Genomic DNA, 26,400 nt, shown 5'->3' with positions numbered 1-26,400 from the left:
ATGAAAACACAGCAGGCGGGCCGGGTCTGTAACCCTGGCCCGCCCGATGTGAAGGTTGTTGACGCTTAGGCCTCAGCCGGCACAACGATGTTGACGGTCTTGCGGCCACGCTTGGTGCCGAACAGGACCGCACCCGCTGCGAGCGCGAACAGGGTGTCGTCGCCGCCACGGCCGACGTTCACACCCGGGTGGAAGTGAGTTCCACGCTGACGGACGAGGATCTCGCCGGCCTTGACCGACTGACCGCCGAAGCGCTTCACTCCGAGTCGCTGTGCGTTCGAGTCACGACCGTTGCGCGAGCTCGACGCACCCTTCTTGTGTGCCATCTCTCGTTACTCCTAAACGATAAAAGCTTGGGCGGTTAGCTCAGGCGATGCCGGTGACCTTGAGCACCGTCAGCTTCTGACGGTGACCCTGGCGCTTCTTGTAGCCGGTCTTGTTCTTGTACTTGAGGATGCGGATCTTCGGGCCCTTGGTGTGCTCGACGATTTCAGCCTTGACGGAAACCTTGGCCAGCTTGTCAGCATCAGTCGTCAGGGTCGCGCCGTCAACGAGCAGGACGGGGGTCAGAGCGACCTCAGTACCAACTGCGTTGTCGAACTTCTCGACCTTGACGAGGTCACCGACCGCGACCTTGTACTGCTTTCCGCCGGTCTTGACGATTGCGTACGTTGCCATCGGCCGGTCACCCTCCACTTCTCATGAGTTAGAGGACGACCTCTAACCGCGCTCGCGCAGCATCACCACGCGAATGGTCTGTTGTTTGCTGAAATTCAGCTTGCTGGGCAGCCAAAACGGCGCCTGTTCAGCGACTAACCAAGGTTAGTTGAACCGCCCGGCCAAAATCAAACTGAGCCTGAGCGGTTCGTCAGAGCCGCTCTAATCCTGCGGCGGCCCCGCCGGCCTTCCCGCCGTCCGGCGGCGTGGACGCTCGCGCGGCGGTGCCGCGATCTGCGGCACCACAACGGCAACCGACTGCGCCGCAACCGGTTCACCAGCCGGAGCGCTGAAGGTGAAACCTTCGCCCACTTCCGTCGATTCCGGAGACGCCGTCACCCGCTGCACGCGGCGACGAGTCCGGGCACGTGGTGCGGTCGGAGCCTCGTCGGCCGCAGCCGGCTCGGGTTCGACCACGGGTGCAGTCTCAGCCTCAACCACCGGCTCTGGAGTCGCCTCGGGCTCCGGACGAACCTCAACCGCAGGCTCGTCGACGACGACAGCTTCCGGTTCCACCGGGGCGCCAACCTCAGCGACCGAAGTTTCTTCGGGATGCTCGCCGTCGTGCTCGTGGTGATGCGCGGCCATGGCAAGAGCCACGGGGTGCGCCCGCTTGACCGACGGATCGACATCCAAGCCGTGCTCGGTCACCGTTTCGGTCTGCGGTGCACGGTCGCGGCTGCGCTTGCGGCGGGGCTGCTGCTCGCGGTCACCCTTCGATTCCGCGCCGGCGACCTCGACCGGAATGTCGGAGACGACGATTCCGCGGCCATGGCAGTGCTCGCACGTCGTCGAGAAGGCTTCGACCAGGCCAGTACCCAGCTTCTTGCGCGTCATCTGGACGAGTCCGAGCGAGGTCACTTCGGATACCTGGTGACGAGTACGGTCGCGGGCCAGGCACTCGGTGAGACGCCGCAGCACGAGGTCGCGGTTCGACTCGAGAACCATGTCGATGAAGTCCACGATGATGATGCCGCCGATGTCGCGCAGGCGCATCTGGCGAACGATCTCTTCGGCCGCTTCGATGTTGTTGCGGGTGACCGTCTCCTCGAGGTTTCCGCCGGTACCGGTGAATTTTCCGGTGTTGACGTCGACGACGGTCATCGCCTCGGTGCGGTCGATGACGAGCGTTCCACCGGACGGCAGCCACACCTTGCGGTCGAGCGCCTTGTTCAGCTGCTCATCGATTCGATGCGCGTTGAAGACGTCGACGTTGCTGGTCGCCTCATAGCGCTCAAGACGCGGCATCAGGTCCGGCGCGACCTTCGAGACGTACGTCTCGATGGTCTTCCAGGACTTGTCACCCTCGATGACGAGCTTGGAGAAGTCCTCGTTGAACAGGTCGCGGATGACCTTGACGAGGAGATCAGGCTCTTCATAAAGGGTCGCCGGCAGCTGGTTGTCCGACGCAGCCTCGACCTGCTCCTCGATCTTGCGCCACTGCTCCTGCAGACGCGCCACGTCGCCCGCGAGTTCCTCGGCGCTGACGCCCTCGGACGCGGTACGGATGATGACACCCGCGTCGTCCGGCAGAACGTCGCGCAGGATCTCCTTGAGACGCTTGCGCTCGGTATCGGGCAGCTTGCGGCTGATACCGGTCGACGAACCGCCCGGAACGTAGACCAGGAAGCGACCGGCGAAGCTGATCTGGGTGGTCAGACGTGCGCCCTTGTGACCGACCGGGTCCTTGCTGACCTGGACGAGCACCTTGTCGCCCGGCTTGAGCGCCTGCTCGATCTTGCGCTCCCTGCCACCGAGACCGGCGGCTTCCCAGTTCACCTCACCGGCGTAGAGAACGCCGTTGCGCCCCTTGCCGATGTCGACGAACGCGGCCTCCATGCTCGGCAGCACGTTCTGCACCTTGCCGAGGTAGACATTGCCGACCATCGACGCGGTCGAGGTGTTGGTGATGAAGTGCTCGACGAGGATCTTGTCCTCGAGGACAGCCACCTGAGTGGTCGCCGGGTGGCCCGGGAACGCCTTTTCACGTACGACCATCACCCGGTCGACCGCTTCGCGGCGCGCCAGGAACTCGGCTTCGCTCAGGATCGGCGGACGGCGACGGCCGGCCTCGCGTCCGTCGCGGCGACGCTGACGCTTCGCCTCGAGACGGGTCGAACCGGAAATGCCCTGAACCTCGTCGCGGGCACGCTGCTTGTTGCGTGGCTCGTTGTTACGCGGTTCGCGCTCGTGGACGACCGTGTTCGGCGGGTCATCCTCGGTCGTCGCCTCTTCCGCGCCACCCTCGCCGGTGCCCTTACGACGACGGCGACGACGCCGGCGACGGTTCGGGTTCGTCTCGTCGGAGTCATCCCCGCCATCATCAGCGCCGTCGGCACTCTCGGAGCTGTCCGCGGCCTCGCCCTCGGCGGTCTCAGCGTCGTCGATAGCCGGCGCCTCGGCCGACTCGGCCTCGTCGCTTTCGCCCTCGTCGGAGCCGTTCTCGCCGTCGGCAGCGTTCTCGCCACCACGGCCGCGACCACGTCCACGCCGACCACGGCGACGGCGACGGTTCGCACCGCCCGGTCCCTGCTGGTTCTCGCCGCCAGCGCCTTCGTCGGACGCTTGTTCGTCGCCTTCGGGAGCCTCGGTGGTCGGAGCCTCGGCGGTCGAGGCTTCGGCAGCCGTCTCGACGACGGTTTCGGTCACGACCTCGACCTTCTGGGCCGCCTTCGGAGCGGCCCTCTTCCGCGGGGGACGCGGCGGTGGGGTCGACTCCTTGTCCGGCGACATGAACACCGGGACGCCGACCTCGGCCGGCGCTTCGATGACAACGGGCGCAGTCTCGGCAACCGGGCTGGTGAACAGCGTCTGGTAGACGGGCGTTTCGGTCGCGGCGGGCTCAGCGGCTGGTGCCGGTGACTCCGCAGGAGCCGGTGCCCCGTCCCCGACCGGAACACCGAACGATTCGGCGGCGTTCACCGCAACCGCCCGATCGACGCTCGATTGCGCGCTCTTCGCGTCCGCACCGAGCTCGCCGAGGCGTCCCAGCAACTTCTTGCTGGTGACACCGAGAAGTTTTGCTAATGCATGCACTCTGATCCGCTCCGGAAGCTCGATCGGCTGGGACACGTCAGAACCGAGAACTGGGTCCTCGGTTGCCGGTTTGTCCATCACCGGAGAAGCAGATTCAGTTGTGTCGTGCAGCTGTTCGTCAGCCACGTAGTCTCCTCGCTACCCCCGGGCGCGTCTCCCCAGGTTGGGAAGTCGACGCGGCCACGCGAGGGTGCTCACTGTGTGCAAGGCGCCCGGCGGGCGCCCCGGTTTGTGCGGTCTCGAACGAACTAGCTGCGAAGCTGCGGTATGCACGATCATCCAGCGGGTTCCCGCGATGATCGCCCAAGACCAAGATGAGGCCCTGACCTTTGCTAGTCCATTCGGTTGCCGTTGCCCGGCCTGAACTTCGTCAGATCCGTAACGATGCCGACTCAAGCGCTGGGCGGGAATGACAACCGGGTCTCAGTATCCCACACGGGTAGCGCGTCACCGGCCATTGGCATCACAGATTGTTCACAACCCGGACGGAAAGACAAAGGCCCGGTGATCACCAAGATCACCGGGCCTTGAACAGAATTGCGGACGGAATTACGCGAGACCTGGGAACCAGAGCGCGATCTCACGCGCGGCCGACTCCGGGGAGTCCGAACCGTGCACGAGGTTCTGCTCGACCTCGAGGGCGAAATCGCCACGGATCGTGCCAGGGGTGGCCGCACCGACGGGGTCAGTGCCGCCGGCGAGCTGACGGAACGCCGCGACCGCACGAGGGCCCTCGATGACCGCGGCCACGACCGGGCCCGAGGTGATGAAGTCGATGAGCGAGCCGTAGAACGGACGCTCCTTGTGCTCGGCGTAATGCTCACCCGCGAGGTCTGCCGAAACGTCCCGCAAATCCAGGGCAGCAAACTTCAGCCCCTTGCGCTCGATGCGCGCGATGATGTCGCCAATGTGGCCCCGGGCCACGCCGTCCGGCTTGATCAGTACCAGTGTCCGCTCAGTCACTGGAAAAGCGTAACGGGTCAACCGTGTTGACTGGTAAGCGTGCCTTCCGCGAAGCGCTGAGCGACGATCGTGCGCACCCGAATGATGAACGCCCAGACCAGCAAGAAGACGACGCCCATAACGCCCAACGTCCAGTGAAAGACGAACCCGGCAACCATCAGTACCTGCAGAGTTACGTTGTATTTCATCGCCCAGCTACGCCGCTGGAGACCGGCGCCGAGGATCAGAGCGACCGTGAGACCGCCGATGTACAGGCCGAACACCCACGAGGGTCCCCGGCCGAAGTAACTGAGCACCGGAATCGCGAGCAGCACGACGATGACCTCGAGGATCAGCGTCGCTGCGCAGATCCCGCGGAAACCCCGCCACGGGTCGACGGGCGCCGGGGCGACGGCTGCTGCCTTCCCGTCATTGCGCTCGCTCTGGGCTCCCTCACTCACGCCGGGTCCTTTCCGAACAACGTGCGTGCTTCCCCGGCCGTCACGACCGAGCCGGTGACGACTACTCCGGACCCGCCGGGGGCCTCGTCGTCGCCTTCCTCGGCAAGGATGATGGCTCGTTCGAGTGCGTCCGCGAGGTTCGGCACCATCGTGACGCGTTCGTCGCCGAACCGCGCGACCGCCTTGTTCAGCAGGTCATCGGCGTCCATTGCGCGCGGAGAGCTGTTCTGCGTGACGACGAGCTCGTCGAATACCGGCTCGAGGGCCTCGAGGATGCCGTCCGCGTCCTTGTCGCCCATGACCCCAACGACGCCGACGACTTTGCGGAAGCTGAAGCTGTCGGCCAGCGTCTTCGCGAGAGCACGCGCCCCGTGCGGATTGTGCGCCGCGTCGAGGAAAACCGAAGGTGCGGTGCGGACGCGTTCCAACCGGCCGGGAGACGCGAACGATTCGAAGGCCGATCGAACCAGATCTTTGTCGAGCTGCCGATCGCGACCGGCGCCAAAGAACGCCTCCACGGCAGCGAGCGCGAGCGCGGCGTTCTGTGCCTGATGCTCGCCGTGAACCGGCATGAACAGGTCTTCATAGACGCCGCCGAGGCCTTGAATCGTCACGACCTGACCACCAATGGCGACGCGTCGTTCAAGCAGCTTGAACTCCGCACCGGCACGCGCGACGGCTGCGTCGACCTCGACCGCGCGGCGGAGCAGCACCTCCATCGCTTCCGGGTCCTGCTCGGCGATGACGGCCACCGGGTCGTGCGCGACCAGGCGCTCGCGCATGGGGTTGATGATTCCGGCCTTCTCCCCCGCGATCGTCGCGAGGTCGTTGCCCAGGATTCCGACGTGGTCGAGACCGATCGGAGTGATGACCGCGACCTGACCCTCGACGACGTTCGTGGCATCCCAGGTCCCGCCGAGCCCCGTCTCGACCACCGCGACGTCGATCGGCGCCTCGGCGAAGACGGTGTAAGCCATCGCCGTGAGCACCTCGAACTTGCTCATCGCCGGGCCACCCGCAGCGGCCGACTTCTGGTCCACGAGCTCGACGAACGGGAGGATCTCGCGATACGCGTCGACGTACTGACGCAGCGTGATCGGCGCCCCGTCCACGCTGATGCGCTCGGTCGCGACCTGCAGATGCGGACTCGTCGTCCGACCGGTGCGCCGACTGAAGGCCGTCAGCAGCGAGTCGATGAACCGGGCCACCGACGTCTTGCCATTGGTTCCCGCGATCTGAATCGCCGGGTAGCCCGACTGCGGCGAACCGAGCATGTCGAGCAGGGCGATGATGCGGGCCTTGCTCGGCTCGATCTTCGTCTCGGGCCAACGCTTGTCGAGGTCCGCCTCGACCAGCGCGAACTCGGCCAGTTCAACCGGACTCGGCGCGCTCACTTAAGACCGTTCAGACGCTCGTTGATGCGGACGACTTCTTCTTCGGCGACCTGCTTGCGGGCCTTGATCTTCTCGATGACGGCATCCGGCGCCTTGGAGAGGAACTCCGGGTTGCCGAGCTTGGCCGTCGTCTGCGCGAGGTCCTTCTCGGCCACCGCAAGGTCCTTCTCGAGACGCTTGCGTTCGGCGACGAGGTCGACCGTGCCGGACGTGTCGATCTCTGCGGTCACCGTGCCGAAGCTGAGGCGGATCTCGAGCGATGCAGTCGCGGCAAACGTGTCAGTGGCATCGGTGAGGCGTGCCAGAGCGGCGATCGGCGGCGGCAACTGCTCGGTGCCCAAGCCGGTAATGCGCGCGGCGACCTTCTGAGAGTCCTTGAGCCCCTGGTCGCTGCGGAATCGACGCAGCTCAGTGATGAGCTTCTGGAAGTTCTCGATGTTCTGCGTCGCCGCACCGGCGTCGAATCCGGTCGTGGTCGGCCATTCGCTGGTGACCAGCGTGTCACCGCCGGTCAGCGCGGTCCACAGGTCCTCGGTGACGAACGGTAGGAACGGGTGCAGAAGTCGAAGAAGCTTGTCGAGGACGTTGCCGAGCACGACGCGGGTGTTGTCCGCTACGGCGTCGTCGGGTCGCTCCGCAGGCTCCGCTCCCGGGGCGCCAAACTGCACCTTCGCCAATTCGAGGTACCAGTCGCACACCTCGTCCCACGTGAAGTGGTACAGCGCCTCACACGCCTTGGAGAGGTTGTAGGACTCGAAAGCCTCGTCGACCTCAGCGATCGTCTCCTCGAGACGACCGAGGATCCACTTGTCGGCGTCGGTCAACTCGGCCGGAAGCTCACCGACCCGTGCGCCATTCATCATGGCGAACTTCGATGCGTTGAACACCTTCGTGACGAAGCTGCGCGACGCGGTGATGTGCGGGGTGCCGACCGACAGGTCCGCGCCCGGATTCGCCCCCCGAGCGAGGGTGAATCGCGTCGCGTCGGCGCCATACTCGTCGACCCAGTCGAGCGGGTCGATGCCATTACCGCGCGACTTCGACATCTTCTTGCCGTGCTCGTCACGCAGCAGACCGTGGAGGAACACGTCCTTGAACGGAACTGCTCCGGGACTGTCGGCCTCGGAGGACGCAACGAACGTTCCGAACATCATCATGCGGGCGACCCAGAAGAACAGGATGTCGTAGCCGGTGACGAGAACGCTTGTCGGGTAGAACTTTTCGAGTTCCGGAGTCTTGTCGGGCCAGCCCATCGTCGAGAACGGCCACAGCCCCGAGGAGAACCAGGTGTCGAGAACGTCGGTGTCCTGCGTCCAGCCCGCGGGCGCGGTCTCCCCCGGTCCGAAGCATTCGACCTCACCGTTCGGGCCGTACCAGACCGGAATGCGGTGGCCCCACCACAGTTGACGCGAAATGCACCAGTCGTGCATGTTGTCGACCCACCCGAACCAGCGCGGCTCGAGCGAGGCGGGGTGAATGACGGTGTCGCCGTTGCGAACGGCATCACCGGCGGCCTTCGAAAGCTGCTCGACCTTGACCCACCACTGCAGGCTCAGGCGCGGCTCGATCGGCTCACCGGTGCGCTCGGAGTGACCGACGCTGTGCTGGTACGGACGCTTCTCGGCGACCACGCGGCCCTCGGCGGCGAGGCGCTCACGGACCTTCACGCGAGCCTCGAAGCGGTCCATGCCGTCGAACTCAGTGCCGGTATCGACGATTCGGCCCTTGGTGTCCATGATGTTCGGCATCGGCAGGTTGTGCCGCAGGCCGAGTTCGAAGTCGTTCGGGTCGTGGGCCGGCGTGATCTTCACAGCACCGGTTCCGAACTTGGGGTCGACGTAGTCGTCGGCGACGATCGGGATCTGGCGCCCGGTGATCGGGTGCTCGAGAGTCGTGCCGATCAGCGCCGCGTAGCGCGCGTCGTCCGGGTGCACCGCGACCGCCGTGTCACCAAGCATCGTCTCGACACGGGTCGTGGCGACGATGACGTGCGGTTCATTGTCGTTGAGCGAGCCGTAGCGCAGCGAGACCAGCTCGCCGTCGACGTCTGCATATTTGACCTCGATGTCCGAGATCGCGGTCTGCAGCACCGGTGACCAGTTCACCAGGCGCTCGGCGCGGTAGATGAGGCCGGCGTCGTAGAGGCGCTTGAAGATCGTCTGAACGGCCTGCGAGAGGCCTTCGTCCATGGTGAAACGATCGCGGGTCCAGTCGACCGAGTCGCCGAGCCGAGCCATCTGGCCCTTGATCGAGCCTTCCGACTCGCGCTTGAAGTCCCACACCTTGTCGATGAAGAGCTCGCGGCCGAAGTCTTCCTTCGACTTGCCGTCGATGGCGATCTGCTTCTCGACCAACGTCTGGGTCGCGATACCCGCGTGGTCGGTGCCCGGAAGCCACAGCGTCTCGAAGCCCTGCATGCGCTTACGGCGAACGAGCGCATCCATCACGGCGTGCTCGAGAGCGTGTCCCATGTGCAGGCTGCCGGTCACGTTCGGCGGCGGCAGCACGATCGAGAACGGAGGCTTGTCACTGGTGACGTCGGCGGTGAAGTAGCCAGCATTGACCCAGCGCTGATAAATCTCGTTCTCACGGTCAGCCGGAATCCAGGCTTTGGGTAGTTCACGCGTCACGACAGAGATTCTAGGGTGCGGCATAGAGCGACAAGAACTCGCGATTGTCGCAGTGGAGTGAGCACCCAGGTCAGAAGTCATCTCCGAACACGTGGCCAGGAGACGAGTGCGGCCATCGAGGGCTCCCAGTGCGAACAATGATTGGTCAGTTGCAATTCTGGTGGAATGCGATTTCATCGCCAGACACCCCGGGTGGGAATTTCATCCACCCTCAATTCCGCACGCACCGTTTTTCAAGGTGGTGGTTTTGTCACCCAAGAGTGGGTTTCTCCTGGTCACGGACTCTCCTAGCGTCATCTGAGTATCGATTGACAAGTCGGAGAAATATGCCGGCCGATCGGTGCCAACCACTCGAGTTATTGGAGGGTGATGGCCATGATTCGCGTCGAGACCGGCGGTCAAGTCCTGAATTTCGACGGCGGGCGTCCGGTTCGCTTAGGTCGCAATCTCGATTCCGAGGTCGTTCTGAACAGTGCCTTGGTTTCCCGAACCCACGCGGAGTTGGTGAAGTCACCCGACGGGTGGACTCTTCGCGACCTCGGCGGACCGAACGGCACGTGGATCGACGAGCAGCCGATCGCACAGGCCGTTCTCGGCCCGGCGACGAGGGTCCGGTTCGGTCCGCCGGAGCACGGGGTCGATGCCACGATCACTGTCCTGCCGGATGTCGACGCCGTTTTTCCGATCAACCCACCGACCGAACCTGACCTGGAAAAGACGTTCACTGGTCAGCTACCCATGTTCGGCGTCCCGCTGTTGGTGAGCACCAAGAGTGGAGACCACCTCTTCCAGGCTGGGCGTCCGGTCCGGATCGGTCGCGACCCGGGTTCCGACATCGTGACCAGCAACCCGGTCGTTTCTCGGGCCCACGCGGTCGTCGAATCGCGTCCCGACGGCTGGTGGTTCGTCAACCAATCGAGCTCTGGGTCATACATCGATGGCAACGAGGTCCAATCGGTCAAGCTGACCGGCCGGACCGAGATCTACCTCGGCCATCCCACCGGTGGCTACCGCGTTGAACTCGCGTCCATGGTTGCGACCGCCGTCGCGCAGAAGGAGGTCGCCACCCGCAAGCGCAAGAACCGGCGGACCAGCCACGGCGTGAAGATCGGCATGGCGCTGATGACGGCGGCTCTCGTCGGAATCGGTGGTGCCGGCGGGTTCGTGTTGTACAAGGACAGCCACAAGCCACAAACCGTGTCCGCTGCAGCGCTACTCGAGACCGCGAAGAAGGCGACCGTCGAGGTCATTGCCTACGACGCCAACGGTGTGCCGCTGTGGCATGGTTCCGGATCGATCATTGATTCCAGTGGGCTCATTCTCACGAATGCGCATGTCGCGGCGCCCAACGTGCCAGGTTCACGGGAGCAGATCGACTTGAAAGCGGCCGAATTCCGGATCGCTCTTCGTCAGTCCGACGACCGCCCCTCGGTGCCCACCTTCAAGGCGACAACAATCGTGTCGGACGGCTACCTCGATGTAGCGGTCATGAAGATCACCGGTCATGTCGACGGCTCAGCGGTCAAGCCGGGTGAGATCCCGGTGCCGATTCCGATCGGCGACAGTTCGAAGCTCAACACCGGCGATCCCATCACCGCGCTCGGCTACCCCGGTCTTAGCGACGATGACCCGTCGACGGTTGAAAGCCCGCTGACCGTCACCCGCGGATCCGTTTCCACCCTGCAGTCCGACCCGCTGACGAAGACACCTCGGGCTTGGATCGACAGCGACGTCCGGATTGCCTCCGGAAACTCTGGTGGTGGGTCGATCAACGCCGACGGCCAGCTCATCGGCATCAACTCGGCAGTCCGGCCAGGCCGGCAGGGATCGGTTGCAACCTTCAACTCGTCAATGATCCGCCCGATCTCCATGGCCTCGGAAGTCATCCGAATCGCCCGCGCCGGCGGGGACACGTCCTACACGTCGCCCGCACTACGCACTCTCCCGAGCGTAAAAGCAGGCGGATGGTCCCTCGATGGAAATGCAAACTGCAACGGCGCGAGCAGCCTGACGGGAGTCAAGCCGGGCAGCCGTATCTATGCCGAGTTCCAGGTCGAGAGAATCCCGAACGACATGCCGACCGCAGTCGAGATCGACGGACTGGTAGGCGGTCAAGCGCAGGTTCTCGGCACCGACGAGACCAAGTGGTCCAAGGGCACAAGTTCGGCGTGCGTTGTCGTCTCCATCACCGTTCCGGCCGGTGTCACCGACCTCGAGGCCTACTTCGCCGTGGGGCCGCGCGCCGAGGTGATGGCGACGAACCCGGTCACGCTGGAGGGTGACTCGTCGAATTCGGCGTCATAACCACAGAAGCAATCGAGAGGGCCTGGGCCCGGTGATGAACCGGACCCAGGCCATCGAGCTTTGTGGAGATGCGTGTGGTGTCGTACGAGGCGATGCACTCGTCACCGGCGACGATGAGGTCTTCGAACGCATCGAACCTCTCTTCGAGGATCCTGCGCCAGGAACGGTGCTGGTACTGAAACCCCTGGTCAGAATGCAACGATCAGACCAGCTACGGGTTCGGCGCCGGTGATCGCCGCTTCGAGCGAGGTAGCTGTCATCGTGAACGAGTCATATCGGCGGCAACGAAGGACCTTGCATTTGAGTCCGAGCAATCGCATCAGCTTGAGCACGGTGTTCTTCGCCAGCCGCCCCCACGGCTAACCAGGACCGTGTGGATACGCCGGTGCCCGTAGCGGCCGCGGGCCGGCTCACGCCCAAACGATTTGCCACGGCCTTTGATGACCAGTCCTGCTCAAACAACGCTACTGCCGCCCGGCGCTGGGCTTCGGTCACTGAACTTCGTGCACGCATAGAAATACTCCCCGGCAGAAGGAACTCGAGTTTCGAGTCCAACTTCCGGGGAGCAGTTCGCATTTCGACCGGGGAGTCCTCCTCGGTGGCGAATCAACTTCGAGAATCCCCCAACGGCGCCGTCGGGAACCAGATGTCATAGACCTGGGTGCCCGTGGTATTCGGGCCGCCGTAGACCCAGACCTGGCAGAAGTTACGACTCGGGTTGTCGAACGTCAACCCGACTATTCCGCGGTTGGCAGCGGAGTACGTTGCAACGCTGACCGAACCCGATTGTCCGTCGCTCTTCCACTCTCCTGTCTGCACATCTGCGACACCCTCACCGAAGTACAAGTCGGCCCACGGCGTCTTGTCTGCGTTGCAGGCGATGACGTACCACGTCTCGTCACTGGTGTTCGTCTGTTCGCCACAGCGGAGTCTGCCGATGGGACCGACGGTTGTGTAGTTGTTGGTTTCGTCGAAATTGCGGTCGATGGGCACGCACTTGTGCCCTGCGTAGTTCGTCGCATCCGGCGACACCGGCATCAAGCCCGGCAACGCTTTGACCATGAAGTCGAAGGGGCCCCACGCGGGCGCTTCCGGTTTCACTGATGTTGGTGTGGCCGCAGCTGGAACTGATTTGCCCGTCTGCGCAGTCGTCGTGTGGCCGGTCAACAGGACGCCCATACCTGTCACGAGCGCACCCACAGTCACTCCGGCGGCGGCGAGGATTCCCCACTTCCGCTTTCCCTTCGGCGCAGCTTTCCGCGGCGGAATGATGGTGTGGGCAAGTGCGAATGCACTGGGCGTGGGTTGACTGGGGTCCGATCGGCGCGCGGTCGGATCGAATGCCGGCGGCGGACCGTACGGACGCGCATTGAGGTACGTCGGCGCTGCCGGGTCCGACGGTCGATAGGTCGGATTTGACGGATCGGACGGTAGTCCTGTCCCGCCAACCAGTACCGGGCCGGATCGCAATGCCGGCTGGGCGTCGAGGGCCTCGGCGGCGGCTGCAGCGAGCTGTCGGCAGGTTGCATAGCGGTCTGCCGGATTCTTCGCCATCGCCTTCGCGATGACCGCATCGATCGCTGCCGGGAGGCCGGGGTTGACCAGCGTCGGGCGAGGCACCGGCTCCCACAGATGGGCATTCATCACGGCCAGGGCCGATTCCCGGGGGAACGGGCGTCGTCCCGTGAGCATGACGTAGAGCGTGCATCCCAGCGAATAGATGTCGCTGCGGTGATCCAGCGTCTTCCCCTCGATCTGCTCCGGCGAGGCGAAGGGCAGCGTCGACGGAGACGAACCGGCGCTGGTCAGATCAACGGTCTGGTCGAGCGCACGAGCAATCCCGAAGTCGGTAACCAGTACCTTGTCCTCGTCATCCACCTCCTCCGCAACGAGGATGTTGGCCGGCTTGATGTCGCGATGTAGCAACCCGTGGCGGTGAGCGTGATCGAGCCCCTTCGCAGCCTCGCTGAGAATGAACACCGCCCTCGCCGGTGGAAGCGCCAGCGGCGACGATTGGAGGAGCTGGTCGACGTCCATTCCATCGACGAGTTGCATCGCAATCCACGGGTGGTCGTCCTCGATGCCACGGTCATACACCGCGACGACATTCGGATGATCCAGACGAGCGGCGAGTTCGGCCTCACGCTCGAAACGTGCGCGGAACTCCGCTCGACTGCCAAGCCCTTCCGACAGAAGCTTCAGGGCAACTCGTCGCGGGAGGCGTGGGTGGCGTGCGGCGTAGACCGAACCCATCCCACCGGTCCCCAGTCGACGTTCAACGACATAGCCGGCAAAAACCGAGCCGGGCACGATAGTCATTTGAACCATCTCCTCGAACTCATAGTTGGGTTGACAAGCAGCGCGTGTAGGGCGGCTGCACGTTGTTTGACATCCGCTTCGTCTGCGCTCGCGAGCGTCGTGACGTAGCGATCGAAGGTGACGTAGCACTCGGTGCGGGCGTGGCGAAGCATCTTGACCGCTCAGAGATCGTTGACGAGCAGGGCGTACTGGGCGGCGGCGCGGAGCTTCACATCTGCTTCGTCGCCGCCATAGACGACTCCGACGAAGCGGTCGTAAGTGACGTAGCAGGCGTAGCGCTTGTTCGGGTCGTCAGCCCACACAGCTGGCTTTGCCTCGACGCATTTCGACCCAGCCACGCTGACAGGAGCCGCAATGGGATGGTCGATGTCGGTGCGAGACTTGATGCTTTCGTTGACGTAGGTGGATGCACCCTTGGCGTCACGGGCCCGGAAGACATAGGAACCGTTGTCGGACGAGAAGGCAATTCGGTCGATACCCGCTTTACCGAAGACGTTGGCGTTCCGCTCTCCGGGGTCTTGCGCCTGCTTGGCCACATTCGGACCGAGGACGAGGAATCCGGGCGCGATCTCCGGCTCACCCTCACTACCGGGCTCGTACTGCGTGCGGCCGAGAAGCTTGTCGGGGTCTCGAGGTATCCGCCCCAGATCCTGCATCGGCGTCGCTTTGAAGCTGTCGATCTTTGGAACCGTGCTGTCAAAAGTCTTCTCGATGAGACCCGTGAGGACACCGTAGTTGGTGGTGGGATTTCCGATAAGTACGTGGATCACGAAGTCGCCGTGCGCGAGAGTGACCGCCATGGTCGGGGAATATTGCCGCCAGTGGCCGTGAGCCTCCGGGTACTTGGTGATCGAGACCCGAACGTTGTCGGGACTGACCGAGTAGTCGACCTCATCCATCTCGCGTGCCGCGGCAGCGGCTGATTTCGCGTCCGGGAAGCGGACGAGCGTCACAAACATGACCCGGTAGTCCTGCCGCGGCGACCCGCCGTCAACTTTCAAGTCGGGCGAATCGCTCGACGATGCGAGATACGCCACAACCATTCCGTACTTGTCGAGCACCGGCTGAGCGATCGGGTCATTCGTGTACGACATGTTCCGCGAAGTAATGTCCGTCGACCCCTCAGGCTGCCAGATATACGGGTAGACGAGCGAGGAATCGATCGCCGCCAAGTCCGGCAGGGCATCCGACATCCGGACTCCTTCGACGAGCCTGCCTTCGTCGACCGAACTGACATTTCCGAGTTTTCGAGGCTGCTTCGGGTAGGCCCCGGTGGCCAGGTGTGAGACATCCGGCTTTGGTTGGTGGGCGGCGATCGGTTTCCCGTCGATCGCCTTTCCTGAGCAGCCCGCCAGAAGGGCGATTGAAAGTGCTGCCGATGCGACCATCTGAACTGATTTGATTTTCATGGCCATTCCCCTGTCTAACTTCCCTAAGGGGTTTGAATAATTCTGGTTCCGCGAATTGGCCTGAGTTGAAAATCGACACTGAGTCCGCCTGGTCAAACCGTTCGCGCTATTCCTGCCACACGTCGTGCGGCGACGTTGTTACTGGTGGGTGGCGCCCCGGGGGACGCACACCGGACCGAACGGCGGTGGCTGTGGCCAGGACTCCGTCCCGGCGGACTGACTGAAGATCATCGCTTCTCCTGAAAAAGATTGACTTTTCAAAAAGCGATTCTCGTCGCGGCGAAAAGGGTATGGAATAGCGCACGGGTGTAGGAAAACACGACCTAGGGCTTATTCCTGCGAGAAATACCCACTAAAGGTGAGCAGTTATCCCACCCTTGGGTTTGGGCGAACCACCCTAGGGATGGAAGACATGACGAAGGGCGGGATTTCAGCGTGACGCAGTGGCACTGAACTGCAATGACGAAGGGCGGGATTTCAGCGTGACGCAGTGGCACTGAACTGCAATGACGAAGGGCGGGATTTCAGTGGATGAGGGACACTGAAATACGACCGCCCTTCTCTTTACATGCTACCGGCGAACGCGCTGGATGGGAGCCGAGTTCGGCTGCTCGGCTCCCATCCGCTTCGATCAGCAGTCCTTGTTGAAGCTGCTGAAGTATTGGCTCGGAACTCCGTCCGATACGGCCTTCGAGCGGCAATCGTTCGTCGGGAAGGCCGCGTAGCTGACCCAGCCCGTTTCGTTCCACCGCAGCAGACGGGCGGTGTCACCGGGCGAGTCGTTGTTGACCAGCGCCCATTGCCCGTCGCAGTACTGAACAACTGCCGCGTTGAAATACGGCGTCATATTGAAGCTGGCGGGGTCGCACCGCGAAGTGTTGCGCTCGAATTCGAGGCCGGCCTCGGCGTTCGGCTGAGAGCTGGTGAGGAACACACCTCCGTTCGAACCCGAGGCGAGCTGGTAGTCCTTGTTGTCGTCGGCGGTGACGTAATAGCACCCGAGCGGGATTCCGGTGAATGTCGCCCGGCCCTGGACATCCGTCACGGCCGTGAATTTGTCGATGAACGCATCGGTCGGCGGCAGATAGCCCTTTTCTGGATCGCACGGCGAGATACGGCTTGCGCGGACTGTCATGCCCTGCATCGGCACTTGCTCCTGCAATCCCCACCAAACTCGGACCGCGATCCTGCCAGTGACCGCCTGTGGACCGTCACTCACTGGCTGTGCAGTGAAGACCGCCTCCTTCGTCGCACTGATCGGAGCTGCGGTCGGCGTCGATTTTTCAACCCCCTGGGCCGACCCCTTAGCCGTGTTGGCGACGCCTCCGTCGCCGATCGAACATCCAGCTGTCAATGCCGCTGCTGCGACCGCCAGCGACGCCGCAGAACGCCATTGAATACCCATTCCAACCACCCTTCGACCTCCGGCGCCCTGCGCGCCTTCGACGCCAGCATACGTACAGCAAACCTCGCCACCCGGGCCGCGGCTTGGTGATGATGATCACTCATAGAAACCCGTATTCCGGGTAGGACAAATGTCCCGGCACTCCGGTTCGATTGGCCCTAAATTCGCGCGTGGCTACCTTGCAGTTAACGCACGCGACGGGAGACGCCTCCGTACCCTTCGTCCCTTTTGCGGACGCCGGATGCGACGATGAGTCCCATGCCTCGTCCGAACGCGCAGGTGGAGCGCAGATGTTCACGCTGATCCTGCACGCGCTGACCTTCGTCGGCATCAACGCCGTGCCGGCCACAGGATGGTTCCTGGACGACTGGACCTCGGGCACACTGCTGGCGGTCTACTGGTTCGAGAACATCGCGGCGACGTTCTTCATCGCCGGGCGCATCGCACTTCAACAGCGCTGGAAACCGATGCGCGGCCATTTCCGTTATCAGGGACGGCAAGGCACCAAGGGATCGCAGGGGTCGTTCGTCCGTGGTTTTCTGCAGGTCAGCCTGATTTTCTCCGCGGCCCACGGACTCTTCCTCGGCATCATTCTCGTCATGTTGTCGAACCGGGGCACGGGTGAACCCACGGTGACCGTCGACTGGCACGCCGTGGCGGTCGGCTCGAGCATCGTCACCCTGTTGCTACTCGGAGATTTCCTTCTCGATCTGCGGACGTTGCGGTCCTGGTCGTTCGCCGACGTGGAACGCCTTGTCGACCGCAACCTCGCGCGCGTGATCATCGTCCACATGACGATCATCATCGGGATGGCGGTCGTCATGTGGACCGACGCCACCCGCGGATTCTTCATCGTCTTCATCGTGCTCAAGACGATGAACGACCTGTCCAACGTCCTCCCCCAGTGGCAACCCGCGAAGCCGCCACAATGGCTGTCCTCGGCAATGAACAAGGTCCCGAACTCCCGGCGCGGCAAGGGGCACAAGGACGAGACGTTCGAGGAGTTCTGGGCAAAAGATCAGCAGCAAGACAAAAATCGACGAATGTCCAACGAGCAACCGTGGGATCGAACTCGGAATCGCGCAGTGACACGATAGGTGCATGCCACGAGTAAAAGTGTCGAAGCCGAAGTCAAAAGCTGCCGGCTTACCCGCTGTCCTGGTGACATTGAGGCGCACCTTTCGCGAGATGGGGGTCCGTCGAACTGCCCAGACGCTCTACCGAATCAACCAATCGGACGGCTTCGACTGCCCCGGCTGCGCGTGGGGTGAACCGAAAGACCGCCGGCATGCGGAGTTCTGCGAGAACGGTGCAAAAGCCGTGGCAGAGGAAGCGACCACGAAGCGCGTCGGACCAGAGTTCTTCGCCGAGTATTCGGTTGCCGACCTCGCGAGCCAGACGGGCCATTGGCTCGGCCAACGCGGTCGACTCACCCACCCCACGGTCCGGCAGCCCGGAGCCGAACACTACGAACCCATCAGCTGGGACGACGCCTACGACCTGATCGCCCAGCATCTCTGGGAGTGCGAACCCAACGAGGCGGTCTTCTACACGTCCGGACGCACGTCGAACGAAGCCGCGTTCCTCTACCAACTTCTCGCACGCAGCCTCGGCACCAACAATCTGCCCGACTGCTCGAACATGTGCCACGAATCGTCTGGCACCGCCCTGAACGCGTCGATCGGAATCGGCAAGGGCTCGGTGACGATCGAAGACGTCGAGACCGCGGACCTCGTGATCGTTGCCGGTCAGAACCCAGGCACCAATCACCCCCGAATGCTGACGACGCTCGCCGCAGCCAAGCGCAACGGCGCCCGAATCATCGCGATCAACCCGCTGCCGGAAGCCGGACTTCGCGCGTTCGCCGACCCACAGAAGATCACTGGCCTGGCCGGACATGCTCAGCCTCTGGCGGATGACTTTCTGCAGATCCGCATCGGCGGCGACCTGGCGTTGTTCCAGGGTTTGGGCCGTCTCCTCGTCGAGGCCGGCGCCGAAGACCGCGAATTCATCGAGCAGCACTGCGCAGGTTATGCCGAATGGGCTGATCACATCTCCGCGGTCGATCTCGACACCGTTGTCGAAGCCACCGGCCTGACGCTCGCACAAATCGAATCCACTGCGCACGCAATGGCTTCCGCGGAGCGGATCGTCATCTGCTGGGCCATGGGCCTGACTCAGCACGAGCATGCCGTCGCCACGATCGAGGAAGCCACCAATCTCCTGCTTCTGCGCGGGATGATCGGCAAACCGGGCGCTGGATTGTGCCCGGTACGCGGGCATTCGAACGTGCAGGGCGACCGGACGATGGGCATCTTCGAGCAGATGCCGGAATGGTTCCTCGCGGCGCTCGACCAGGAGTTCGGAATCGCGTCCCCGCGCCCCCACGGATACGACACCGTAAACGCGATCCGCGCGATGCGCGACGGAAAAGTCAAGGTGTTCATGGCGATGGGCGGCAACTTCGCCGAGGCAACGCCGGATTCCGAGGTCACCGCTGAGGCGCTCCGTAACTGTGCGCTGACGGTTCAGGTGTCGACCAAGCTCAATCACAGCCACACCATCACGGGAAAGACCGCACTCATTCTGCCGAGCCTCGGCCGGACCGACCTCGACGTACAAGATGGCGTCAAGCAGCACGTATCGGTCGAGGATTCGATGTCGATGGTCCACCTCTCGACCGGACGGCTCGCACCGGCAAGCCCCGAGCTCCGCAGCGAAGTAGCAATCGTCTGCGAACTGGCGCAGCGGGTCTTCGGGCCCGAGCATCCGGTGGCGTGGGGACAGTTCGCGCGCAACTACGACCTCATCCGCGATTCGATCGAGAAAGTCGTCCCCGGTTTCGACGACTACAACCAGCGGGTCCGCGCACGCGACGGGTTCCTGCTCCCCCATCCGCCGCGCGACAGCCGCGAATTCCATACCGGCACCGGACGCGCGAACTTCGCCGTCAACGACCTGCACTGGGTCCCGACTCCCGCGGGCCGCCTCGTCCTGCAGACACTCCGCAGCCACGACCAGTTCAACACCACGATTTACGGCCTCGACGATCGCTACCGCGGTGTGAAGGGTGGACGTCGGGTCATCTTCGTCAACCCCGAAGACATTGCCGCCCTTGGACATTCAGACGGCGACACGGTCGATCTGGTGTCCGAGTGGAACGGCACCGAACGCCGAGCAGAGGGTTTCCGCATCGTCGCGTACTCGACCCCACCTGGCAATGCGGCGGCGTACTACCCGGAAACGAACCCGCTGATCCCGCTCGACCACGTGGCCAAACGCTCGAATACTCCAGCGTCCAAGGCCGTCATCATTCGGCTCGAGAAGTCGCGCTGATGGGCCGACTCACGGTTCGCCGGAAGGTTCGGCACATCTCCGCCGACGCCGATCGAGTGCGGATGGAGAACCTTGCCGTCGAGGAACCGCTCGAGATCCGCGTCAACGGACAACAGTTCTCGGTCACCATGCGGACGCCGGGAAACGACATCGACCTGGTGCACGGCCTGCTGTTCAGCGAAAACGTCATCGCGACTCGCTCCGACATCTCTGTCGCGCGCTACTGCGCCGGGACCGACGAGAACGGGCAGAACACCTACAACGTTCTGGACATCGACCTTGCGTCCGAAGCGCCGTTGCGCCCCCACAATCTGCTCACCAACAGTGCTTGTGGGGTCTGCGGCACGAGCTCGCTGGAACAGCTGCGTCGGGCGTCCGTTCACGACCCGTCCAGCTCGAACCTGACGATCAGCGCCGGACTTCTCGCAGAGATCGTTGCCGGACTGCCAAAGCGCCAGAAGGTCTTCGCGACCACGGGCGGCCTCCATGCGGCCGCTCTGTTCACCAGCACCGGGACTCTGCTGGCCGCGCGTGAGGACATCGGTCGCCACAACGCCGTCGACAAGGTCATCGGCTGGGCGATTCAGGAAGAGCTTCTCCCCCTCCATGATTCAGTGCTGGTCGTCAGCAGCCGAGCTTCGTTTGAGCTCGTTCAGAAGGCCGCTCTCGCTGGGATTCCGTTGCTCGCCGCAGTGTCCGCACCGTCGTCGCTCGCAGTCGAACTCGCCGAGGAATCCGGCGTCACGGTCGTCGGGTTCGTGCGCGGACACTCGATGAACGTGTACACGCACCCCGACCGAGTGAACTAGCGCCGCTCCTTCAACCGCACATTCTTCGGCATCTCGGGCGCCGGAATCGGTGGCTCGGTCGCCGTAGGCACGATGCCGAAACGGCCGGGCCTCATCGCTCGGCTCTCGGGGACGATCTGACCGCCCTTGGTGATCTGGTCCTGCCACTCCGCGCGGTATTGAACGATCTCATCGTGGGTTCGGGCGACGAAGTTCCACCACATGACGATCGACTCACCGAATGGCGTGCCGCCCAGCACCAGCAAGCGCGCACCGTCGGTGCTGGCGATCCGGATCGTCGTGCGGCCGACCGGAATGAAGGCCAGCTCAGCTGCCTTCACTTCGCAGCCGTCGGCTTCGATCACGCCGTGATCGACGAGAAGCCCGTGCTCGAACTCGGGGTCGACGTCGATCTCGATCTCTCCCCCAGCCGCCAACACGATTTCCGCGCCCAGCAGCGGAGTGTGGGTTGGCACGGGAGACGATGACCCGAGAAGAGACCCGATGAACACCTTCGCGGTCCACCCGTCGCCCGTCACCGCGGGTGGCTCGTAGTGGACGAGGGTGGGTTCGGTGAACCGGGCGTGGTTTGGCAACGCCACCCACAGCTGCGCACCCCACAGCGTGAAGTCACCGTGCGAAGTGTCGGAGAATTCGGAGTGGCTGATTCCCTTGCCCGCGGTCATCAGGTTCACCTGGCCCGGCAGCACCGTCTGGGTGAATCCAGCGCTGTCGGCGTGGTCGATTCGGCCGCTGAACAGCCAACTCACCGTCTGTAGTCCGGTGTGCGGATGCTGGCCGAGGGCCATCGCATTGCCGTGTTCGATGTCGTCCGGCCCGTAGTGGTCGGCGAAGCACCAGGCCCCGATGAATGACCGGTCGCGCTGTGGAAGCGTGCGCCGCACCTTCTTCGCGCGCAGCCCGCCGAGCGGAACCTCCCGCGGCGTCAGGATCTCGATCGCTTGCCCGTCGCCCTCGCGACAGACCAATTCCTCTGGGTTCGCATCCTGATTACTCACGGGTCGATTCTTCCCTTCACGTAGGTCAGGATGCAGCCGATTCCGAGCGCGTCGCGAGGAGTTCACGAACACGCGGGATGACCTCAGTGCCATAGAGGCGGATGCTCTCGAGCAGTAGCTCATGCGGCATCGAGCCGGAGTCGTACTTGAGGTCGAAACGGCTGATTCCGGTGGCGGCTACGGTGTCGGCAATCTTTCGCGCAACCGTTTCAGGAGTACCCACGAAAGTGGAGCCGTAGTCGACCTCGTGCTCAAATTCATCGCGCGTCATCGGAGCCCACCCGCGCTCGCGCCCGATGCGGTCGCGCATTTCCTTCGAGTGTTTGAACGCGAGATCGCGCGCGACCTGGTCGTCGTTGTGGAGGAAACCCGGTGAGTGCATACCCACGGGCAGCTTCTGACCACCGGACTCACGGAGCGCCCGCTCGTAGAACTCGACGTAGGCCGCGAAGCGCTTCGGGTCGCCGCCGATCGAGGCGATCATGAGCGGCATGCGGTACCGGGCAGCGCGAACAACGGATTGCGGTGTGCCACCCACACCGATCCAGACATCGAGAGTGCCCTTCTCGGTCTTCGGGAAGACCTCCGTGTCGACGAGTGGCTCACGAATCGTCCCCGACCAGCTGAGCCGCTTTTCGCTTCGCAGTGCATCGAACAGGTCGAGCTTCTCGTTGAACAAGGTTTCGTAGTCGGCGAGGTCGTAGCCGAACAGCGGGAAGGACTCCGTGAACGAGCCGCGCCCTAGTGTCACTTCCGACCGCCCATTCGAGAGCGCGTCGAGCGTCGCGAATCGCTCGTAGACGCGGATCGGATCGTCGGAACTGAGCACGGTGACCGCAGTGCCGAGCTTGATGCGCTGTGTGCGCGAGGCGGCCGCGGCGAGCAGCAGGTCCGGTGCCGAAACGGCAAAGTCGTTTCGGTGGTGCTCACCGATCCCGAACGCGTCAACGCCGACCTCATCAGCGAGCACGGCTTGGTCAACCGTGTTTCGAATGACCTGCGCATGGGTCAGCCGGCGACCATCCACATCTTCGGTGATCGAGCCGAACGTATCCAGACCGAACTGCAATTCCATGCCTGACTCCTCCGCTTGTTGCCTTATCAACCAATGTGCGACTGGATGTATTTCCATCGATGCCGGGGTGCTCGTTCTCCACCCTGGGGTAGCTATCTTCGACCCGAAATCGATCGCCCAATGGAAGGGACTCAACACTTCAAGAAGGAAGTACGTCCGATGTCCGACGCGACTGAACCGTTCCTGGGCAACAAAAAGCAACGCCTCGCCACCGCCGGCGGAGTCCTAGCCCTAATGACCGCCGGAATCGTGAAACTCGGCCATGTTCTCTCCAACGAGGAAGTCTGGGTGTCGATTTTCCGAGTGGGATTCGCCGTATTCAGAGTCGGCTGGCCATTCTTGATCTTTCTCGCGGTCGCAATGGCGGCGTACGGAGCCTGGGCGCTCATACGTCGTTCTTCGTAGTTCTCGCGGAGGTGGCGATCCTTCAACCCTTGGGTTGCTATTTCACTGCGCCAGCCAGCTTTTCAATAGAGATGCACCAACAGTTCCATCGAAGGAGTCGCCATGACTGTCGAGAAGTCACTGCGCCGTCGTGCCATTCAGGACGCCCGCGCCCGTTATCGACATGCCCTTACGCGCGGCGAGGTCTCCGGCGACGTATCCCGCTTTTCGGCGTGGATTGCCCGCGATCGCACGTTAAACATCGCGGTCGCGTCGCTAGCGATTCCGCTTCTCGTTCTCCTCGGCGTGGCGGTGGCTCTGAACGGACCGATGGTGGCCGCCTGCGGACTGCTCCTGCTCGCCGCTTCGAACGTCGTCACCTTCGTCGAACGCCGGCAGCAGCTGCGGTTGCTCGACCGGCTGATTCACGCGGTATAGGGCACGACCTCGATGAATGCCTTCCTCGTACGACTGCCCCTCACCGCGTATTTTCTCTATTTCGCGACCGTGGCCACCGTGGTCTACATCGGGTTCAATGCACTCGCTCACCAGGACCTGAATTTTGGGCGCTCACTGTTCCTCGCCGTAATCGTGTCCGGAGTCCTGACCTCACTCGAACGCGGACAGCGCCAACGCGGCGACTGGGATTCGAGAGTCCGCTACACGCGCGCACTCCGAGGTCGTGGAGTGTCGGGTGACATCACCACATGGGCCACCTGGATTCATTCCGACGACAAGGCGAACACAAAGAGCGCCGCATTCGCGGTGTCCGTGCTCGCAGTGCTCGGTTCGCTCGCGCTGATCTTCGCCGATTGGCGTGCAGCTGCCGTACTGCTTTCCCTGGCTGCGCTCGCGATGTTCGGATTTGTCCTTCGCCGCCGTCGACTGCGCCGACTTCAGGCGAAGCTCAACCACCCCAGCATGAGAGCGAAATTCGCTCTTTCCCGGGTCTGAGGGAATCCTCGGATCGCAAGAGCCACAACGAAAATCGGCCGCACACCCGTTCGGGTGTGCGGCCGATTTCGCTGAGCTTGTTACGCCGACTTGTCGCGACGCTCGCGATTCTCACGCTTGCGCGGCACGATCGTCGGAAGGACGTTGTGCAGGACGGTGTCCTTGGTGACGACGACCTTGGCGACATCGTCGCGGCTCGGGATGTCGTACATGACCGGAAGAAGAACTTCCTCCATGATCGCGCGGAGACCACGAGCACCCGTGCCACGGTGGATTGCCTGGTCGGCAACCGCCTCAAGCGCGTCCTGCGTGAACTCGAGCTCGACGCCATCCATCTCGAAGAGTCGAACGTACTGCTTGACCAGCGCGTTCTTCGGCTCCGACAGAATCTTGACGAGCGATTCCTTGTCCAGGTTCGTGACCGACGCGACGACCGGGAGACGACCGATGAACTCGGGGATCAGACCGAACTTGATCAGATCCTCAGGCATGACATCGGCGAACTTGTCCGCAGTCTCGATGTCGGCGCGCGAATGGACTTCGGCACCGAATCCGAGGCCGCGCTTGCCAATTCGATCCGAGACGATCTTCTCGAGGCCGGCGAACGCACCCGCCACGATGAACAGAACGTTCGTCGTGTCGATCTGGATGAACTCCTGGTGCGGGTGCTTGCGTCCACCCTGCGGCGGAACACTTGCCTGGGTGCCTTCGAGGATCTTCAGCAGCGCCTGCTGAACACCCTCGCCCGAAACGTCACGGGTGATGGAAGGGTTCTCGCTCTTGCGGGCGATCTTGTCGACCTCATCGATGTAGATGATGCCGGTTTCGGCGCGCTTGACGTCGTAGTCGGCAGCCTGGATGAGCTTGAGCAGGATGTTCTCGACATCCTCTCCGACGTATCCGGCTTCGGTCAGCGCGGTGGCATCCGCGATGGCGAACGGAACGTTCAGCATCTTGGCGAGTGTCTGCGCGAGGTAGGTCTTGCCACAGCCGGTCGGGCCGAGCATCAGGATGTTGGACTTCATCAGTTCAACCTGCTCACCCCGGCTGTCGCGAGTCTTCTCGCCAGCCTGGATGCGCTTGTAGTGGTTGTAGACAGCAACCGCGAGCGTGCGCTTCGCAGTGTCCTGACCGATGACGTAGTTCTCGAGGAAGTCACGGATCTCGCTGGGCTTGGGAAGTTCATCGAGTTTGACGTCGCTCGACTCCGCGAGCTCCTCCTCAATGATTTCGTTGCACAGGTCGATGCATTCGTCACAGATGTACACACCCGGACCAGCAATGAGCTTCTTGACCTGCTTTTGGCTTTTCCCGCAGAAAGAGCACTTCAGCAGGTCGCCACCGTCACCGATGCGTGCCATCTTGTTCGGTTCCCACTTCCTGTTAGCGACGTAATTCCTTTTAGTCACGCGTCAACGTGACAAAGAAAACTCCTCGTCGTTTGCCCCATCATGCCACCGAATCAGCAGCGCCGACACAGCTTGCGGCCTGTCAAACGCTGTGTCGCGGAACCACGCCGGAACGTGTACAACACGTGACCCAGGGGTCACACGCGTTACTTTCGTGCCGAAAGCTTCCGATATTCGAAAACCGTGTCCACAATTCCGTAATCCTTCGCCTCTGCGGCGGTGAGGATCTTGTCGCGGTCGGTGTCCTTGCGAACCTGCTCCGGAGTCTTGCCGGTGTGGATTGCGAGGGTCACCTCCATGAGTCGACGCATGCGCTCGATCTCGGCTGCCTGAATCTCGAGGTCCGAAACCTGCCCCTGAATGCCACCCGACACCGACGGCTGGTGGATCAGCACGCGAGCGTTCGGGAGGCAAGCACGCTTGCCGGGGGTACCGGCAGCGAGCAGGATCGCAGCGGCGGATGCAGCCTGACCGAGGCAGACAGTCGCGACATCAGCGCGGACGTACTGCATGGTGTCGTAGATCGCCATGAGTGAGGTGAACGAACCACCAGGCGAGTTGATGTACATCGTGATGTCGCGGTCCGGGTCGAGGGACTCGAGAACGAGCAGCTGAGCCATCACGTCGTTGGCCGAGGCGTCGTCAACCTGCACGCCGAGGAAGATGATGCGCTCCTCGAACAGCTTGTTGTACGGGTTCGACTCCTTGATGCCGTAGCTCGAGTGCTCGACGAACGACGGAAGGATGTAGCGCGACTGCGGCATCATGCCGGCGGTGCGGAGCGCGGCACTCTGAACGTCGGCGCCGGTCAGCTGACG

General features: G+C 63.2%; 20 protein-coding genes and 1 pseudogene. 7 read left to right on the top strand and 14 right to left on the bottom strand.

Annotation, left to right across the window (positions count from 1 at the left end; all coding sequences use genetic code 11):
* Window positions 1–65 precede the first annotated feature (65 nt).
* From rpmA to F600_RS0113970, 7 genes are all read right to left on the bottom strand, one after another.
* On the bottom strand, window positions 66–326 hold the full coding sequence (rpmA, locus tag F600_RS0114000; RefSeq protein WP_018161245.1) for a 50S ribosomal protein L27: 261 nt from the start codon (window positions 324–326) through the stop codon (window positions 66–68).
* Window positions 327–366: 40 nt separating this feature from the next.
* Window positions 367–678: a 50S ribosomal protein L21 gene (gene rplU / locus F600_RS0113995; RefSeq protein ID WP_026306532.1), complete on the bottom strand. Its 312-nt coding sequence runs from the start codon at window positions 676–678 to the stop codon at window positions 367–369.
* 201 nt (window positions 679–879) lie between these two features.
* Window positions 880–3,831, bottom strand: coding sequence for a translation initiation factor IF-2 N-terminal domain-containing protein (locus F600_RS0113990; RefSeq protein WP_018161243.1), 2,952 nt, complete (start codon window positions 3,829–3,831; stop codon window positions 880–882).
* Between the two features lie 471 nt (window positions 3,832–4,302).
* A complete protein-coding gene (gene ndk, locus F600_RS0113985) occupies window positions 4,303–4,716 on the bottom strand; it encodes a nucleoside-diphosphate kinase (protein ID WP_018161242.1) in 414 nt (137 codons plus the stop codon).
* Between the two features lie 17 nt (window positions 4,717–4,733).
* Entirely contained in the window at window positions 4,734–5,156 is a 423-nt protein-coding gene (locus F600_RS0113980) for a DUF4233 domain-containing protein (protein ID WP_018161241.1), read from the bottom strand.
* Window positions 5,153–6,550 (bottom strand): bifunctional tetrahydrofolate synthase/dihydrofolate synthase, encoded by a 1,398-nt coding sequence (gene folC, locus F600_RS0113975; RefSeq protein WP_018161240.1) that lies wholly within the window; start codon window positions 6,548–6,550, stop codon window positions 5,153–5,155. Before folC ends, F600_RS0113980 begins: the two co-directional genes overlap by 4 nt.
* On the bottom strand, window positions 6,547–9,204 hold the full coding sequence (locus F600_RS0113970; protein ID WP_051090821.1) for a valine--tRNA ligase: 2,658 nt from the start codon (window positions 9,202–9,204) through the stop codon (window positions 6,547–6,549). The genes folC and F600_RS0113970 overlap by 4 nt, the downstream gene beginning before the upstream one ends.
* A 351-nt stretch (window positions 9,205–9,555) precedes the next feature.
* Between F600_RS0113970 and F600_RS0113965 the strand changes: the two genes are divergently transcribed.
* Window positions 9,556–11,484, top strand: coding sequence for an FHA domain-containing protein (locus tag F600_RS0113965; RefSeq protein WP_162141420.1), 1,929 nt, complete (start codon window positions 9,556–9,558; stop codon window positions 11,482–11,484).
* Window positions 11,485–12,090: 606 nt separating this feature from the next.
* On the opposite strand, the gene F600_RS28300 is transcribed toward F600_RS0113965, so the two are convergent.
* From F600_RS28300 to F600_RS0113945, 3 genes and pseudogenes are all read right to left on the bottom strand, one after another.
* On the bottom strand, window positions 12,091–13,803 hold the full coding sequence (locus F600_RS28300) for a serine/threonine-protein kinase (RefSeq protein ID WP_018161237.1): 1,713 nt from the start codon (window positions 13,801–13,803) through the stop codon (window positions 12,091–12,093).
* A pseudogene (locus F600_RS0113950) lies at window positions 13,800–15,191 on the bottom strand (DUF7373 family lipoprotein). Before F600_RS0113950 ends, F600_RS28300 begins: the two are co-directional and overlap by 4 nt.
* Before the next feature lie 652 nt (window positions 15,192–15,843).
* Window positions 15,844–16,617: a hypothetical protein gene (locus tag F600_RS0113945; protein WP_018161235.1), complete on the bottom strand. Its 774-nt coding sequence runs from the start codon at window positions 16,615–16,617 to the stop codon at window positions 15,844–15,846.
* Between the two features lie 290 nt (window positions 16,618–16,907).
* Between F600_RS0113945 and F600_RS0113940 the strand changes: the two genes are divergently transcribed.
* The 3 genes from F600_RS0113940 to fdhD are packed head-to-tail and all read left to right on the top strand — an operon-like array spanning window position 16,908 to window position 20,762.
* Entirely contained in the window at window positions 16,908–17,714 is an 807-nt protein-coding gene (locus F600_RS0113940) for a DUF6498-containing protein (protein WP_018161234.1), read from the top strand.
* A 4-nt stretch (window positions 17,715–17,718) separates the two neighbouring features.
* Window positions 17,719–19,953 carry an FdhF/YdeP family oxidoreductase gene (locus tag F600_RS0113935; protein WP_026306528.1) on the top strand — a complete coding sequence of 745 codons (2,235 nt, stop codon included), beginning with the start codon at window positions 17,719–17,721 and terminating at the stop codon, window positions 19,951–19,953.
* The gene (fdhD, locus tag F600_RS0113930; protein WP_018161232.1) at window positions 19,953–20,762 is read left to right on the top strand and encodes a formate dehydrogenase accessory sulfurtransferase FdhD; all 810 of its coding nucleotides are present in this window, start codon (window positions 19,953–19,955) and stop codon (window positions 20,760–20,762) included. The genes F600_RS0113935 and fdhD overlap by 1 nt, the downstream gene beginning before the upstream one ends.
* On the opposite strand, the gene F600_RS0113925 is transcribed toward fdhD, so the two are convergent.
* Complete coding sequence (locus tag F600_RS0113925; protein WP_018161231.1) at window positions 20,759–21,760, bottom strand: pirin family protein; 1,002 nt, start codon at window positions 21,758–21,760, stop codon at window positions 20,759–20,761. The genes fdhD and F600_RS0113925 overlap by 4 nt on opposite strands.
* Window positions 21,761–21,785: 25 nt before the next feature.
* Window positions 21,786–22,835 carry an LLM class flavin-dependent oxidoreductase gene (locus F600_RS0113920; protein ID WP_018161230.1) on the bottom strand — a complete coding sequence of 350 codons (1,050 nt, stop codon included), beginning with the start codon at window positions 22,833–22,835 and terminating at the stop codon, window positions 21,786–21,788.
* A gap of 159 nt (window positions 22,836–22,994) precedes the next feature.
* On the opposite strand from F600_RS0113920, the gene F600_RS0113915 reads away from it, so the two are divergent.
* The 3 genes from F600_RS0113915 to F600_RS0113905 all read left to right on the top strand — a co-directional run bounded on the left by F600_RS0113915 (window position 22,995) and on the right by F600_RS0113905 (window position 24,173).
* Entirely contained in the window at window positions 22,995–23,240 is a 246-nt protein-coding gene (locus tag F600_RS0113915; RefSeq protein WP_156024589.1) for a hypothetical protein, read from the top strand.
* Window positions 23,241–23,342: 102 nt separating this feature from the next.
* Entirely contained in the window at window positions 23,343–23,657 is a 315-nt protein-coding gene (locus F600_RS0113910; protein ID WP_018161228.1) for a hypothetical protein, read from the top strand.
* Between the two features lie 12 nt (window positions 23,658–23,669).
* Window positions 23,670–24,173, top strand: coding sequence for a hypothetical protein (locus tag F600_RS0113905; RefSeq protein WP_018161227.1), 504 nt, complete (start codon window positions 23,670–23,672; stop codon window positions 24,171–24,173).
* An 80-nt stretch (window positions 24,174–24,253) separates the two neighbouring features.
* On the opposite strand, the gene clpX is transcribed toward F600_RS0113905, so the two are convergent.
* Both clpX and F600_RS0113895 read right to left on the bottom strand, forming a co-directional pair.
* A complete protein-coding gene (gene clpX / locus F600_RS0113900) occupies window positions 24,254–25,534 on the bottom strand; it encodes an ATP-dependent Clp protease ATP-binding subunit ClpX (protein WP_018161226.1) in 1,281 nt (426 codons plus the stop codon).
* 194 nt (window positions 25,535–25,728) lie between these two features.
* Window positions 25,729–26,349, bottom strand: a complete 621-nt coding sequence (locus F600_RS0113895; RefSeq protein WP_174523572.1) for an ATP-dependent Clp protease proteolytic subunit — start codon at window positions 26,347–26,349, stop codon at window positions 25,729–25,731.
* Window positions 26,350–26,400: the final 51 nt, after the last annotated feature.

Source organism: Smaragdicoccus niigatensis DSM 44881 = NBRC 103563, from assembly GCF_000380645.1.
GTDB classification, from domain to species: Bacteria; Actinomycetota; Actinomycetes; order Mycobacteriales; family Mycobacteriaceae; genus Smaragdicoccus; species Smaragdicoccus niigatensis.
This window is presented reverse-complemented; position numbering and strand designations above follow the sequence as displayed.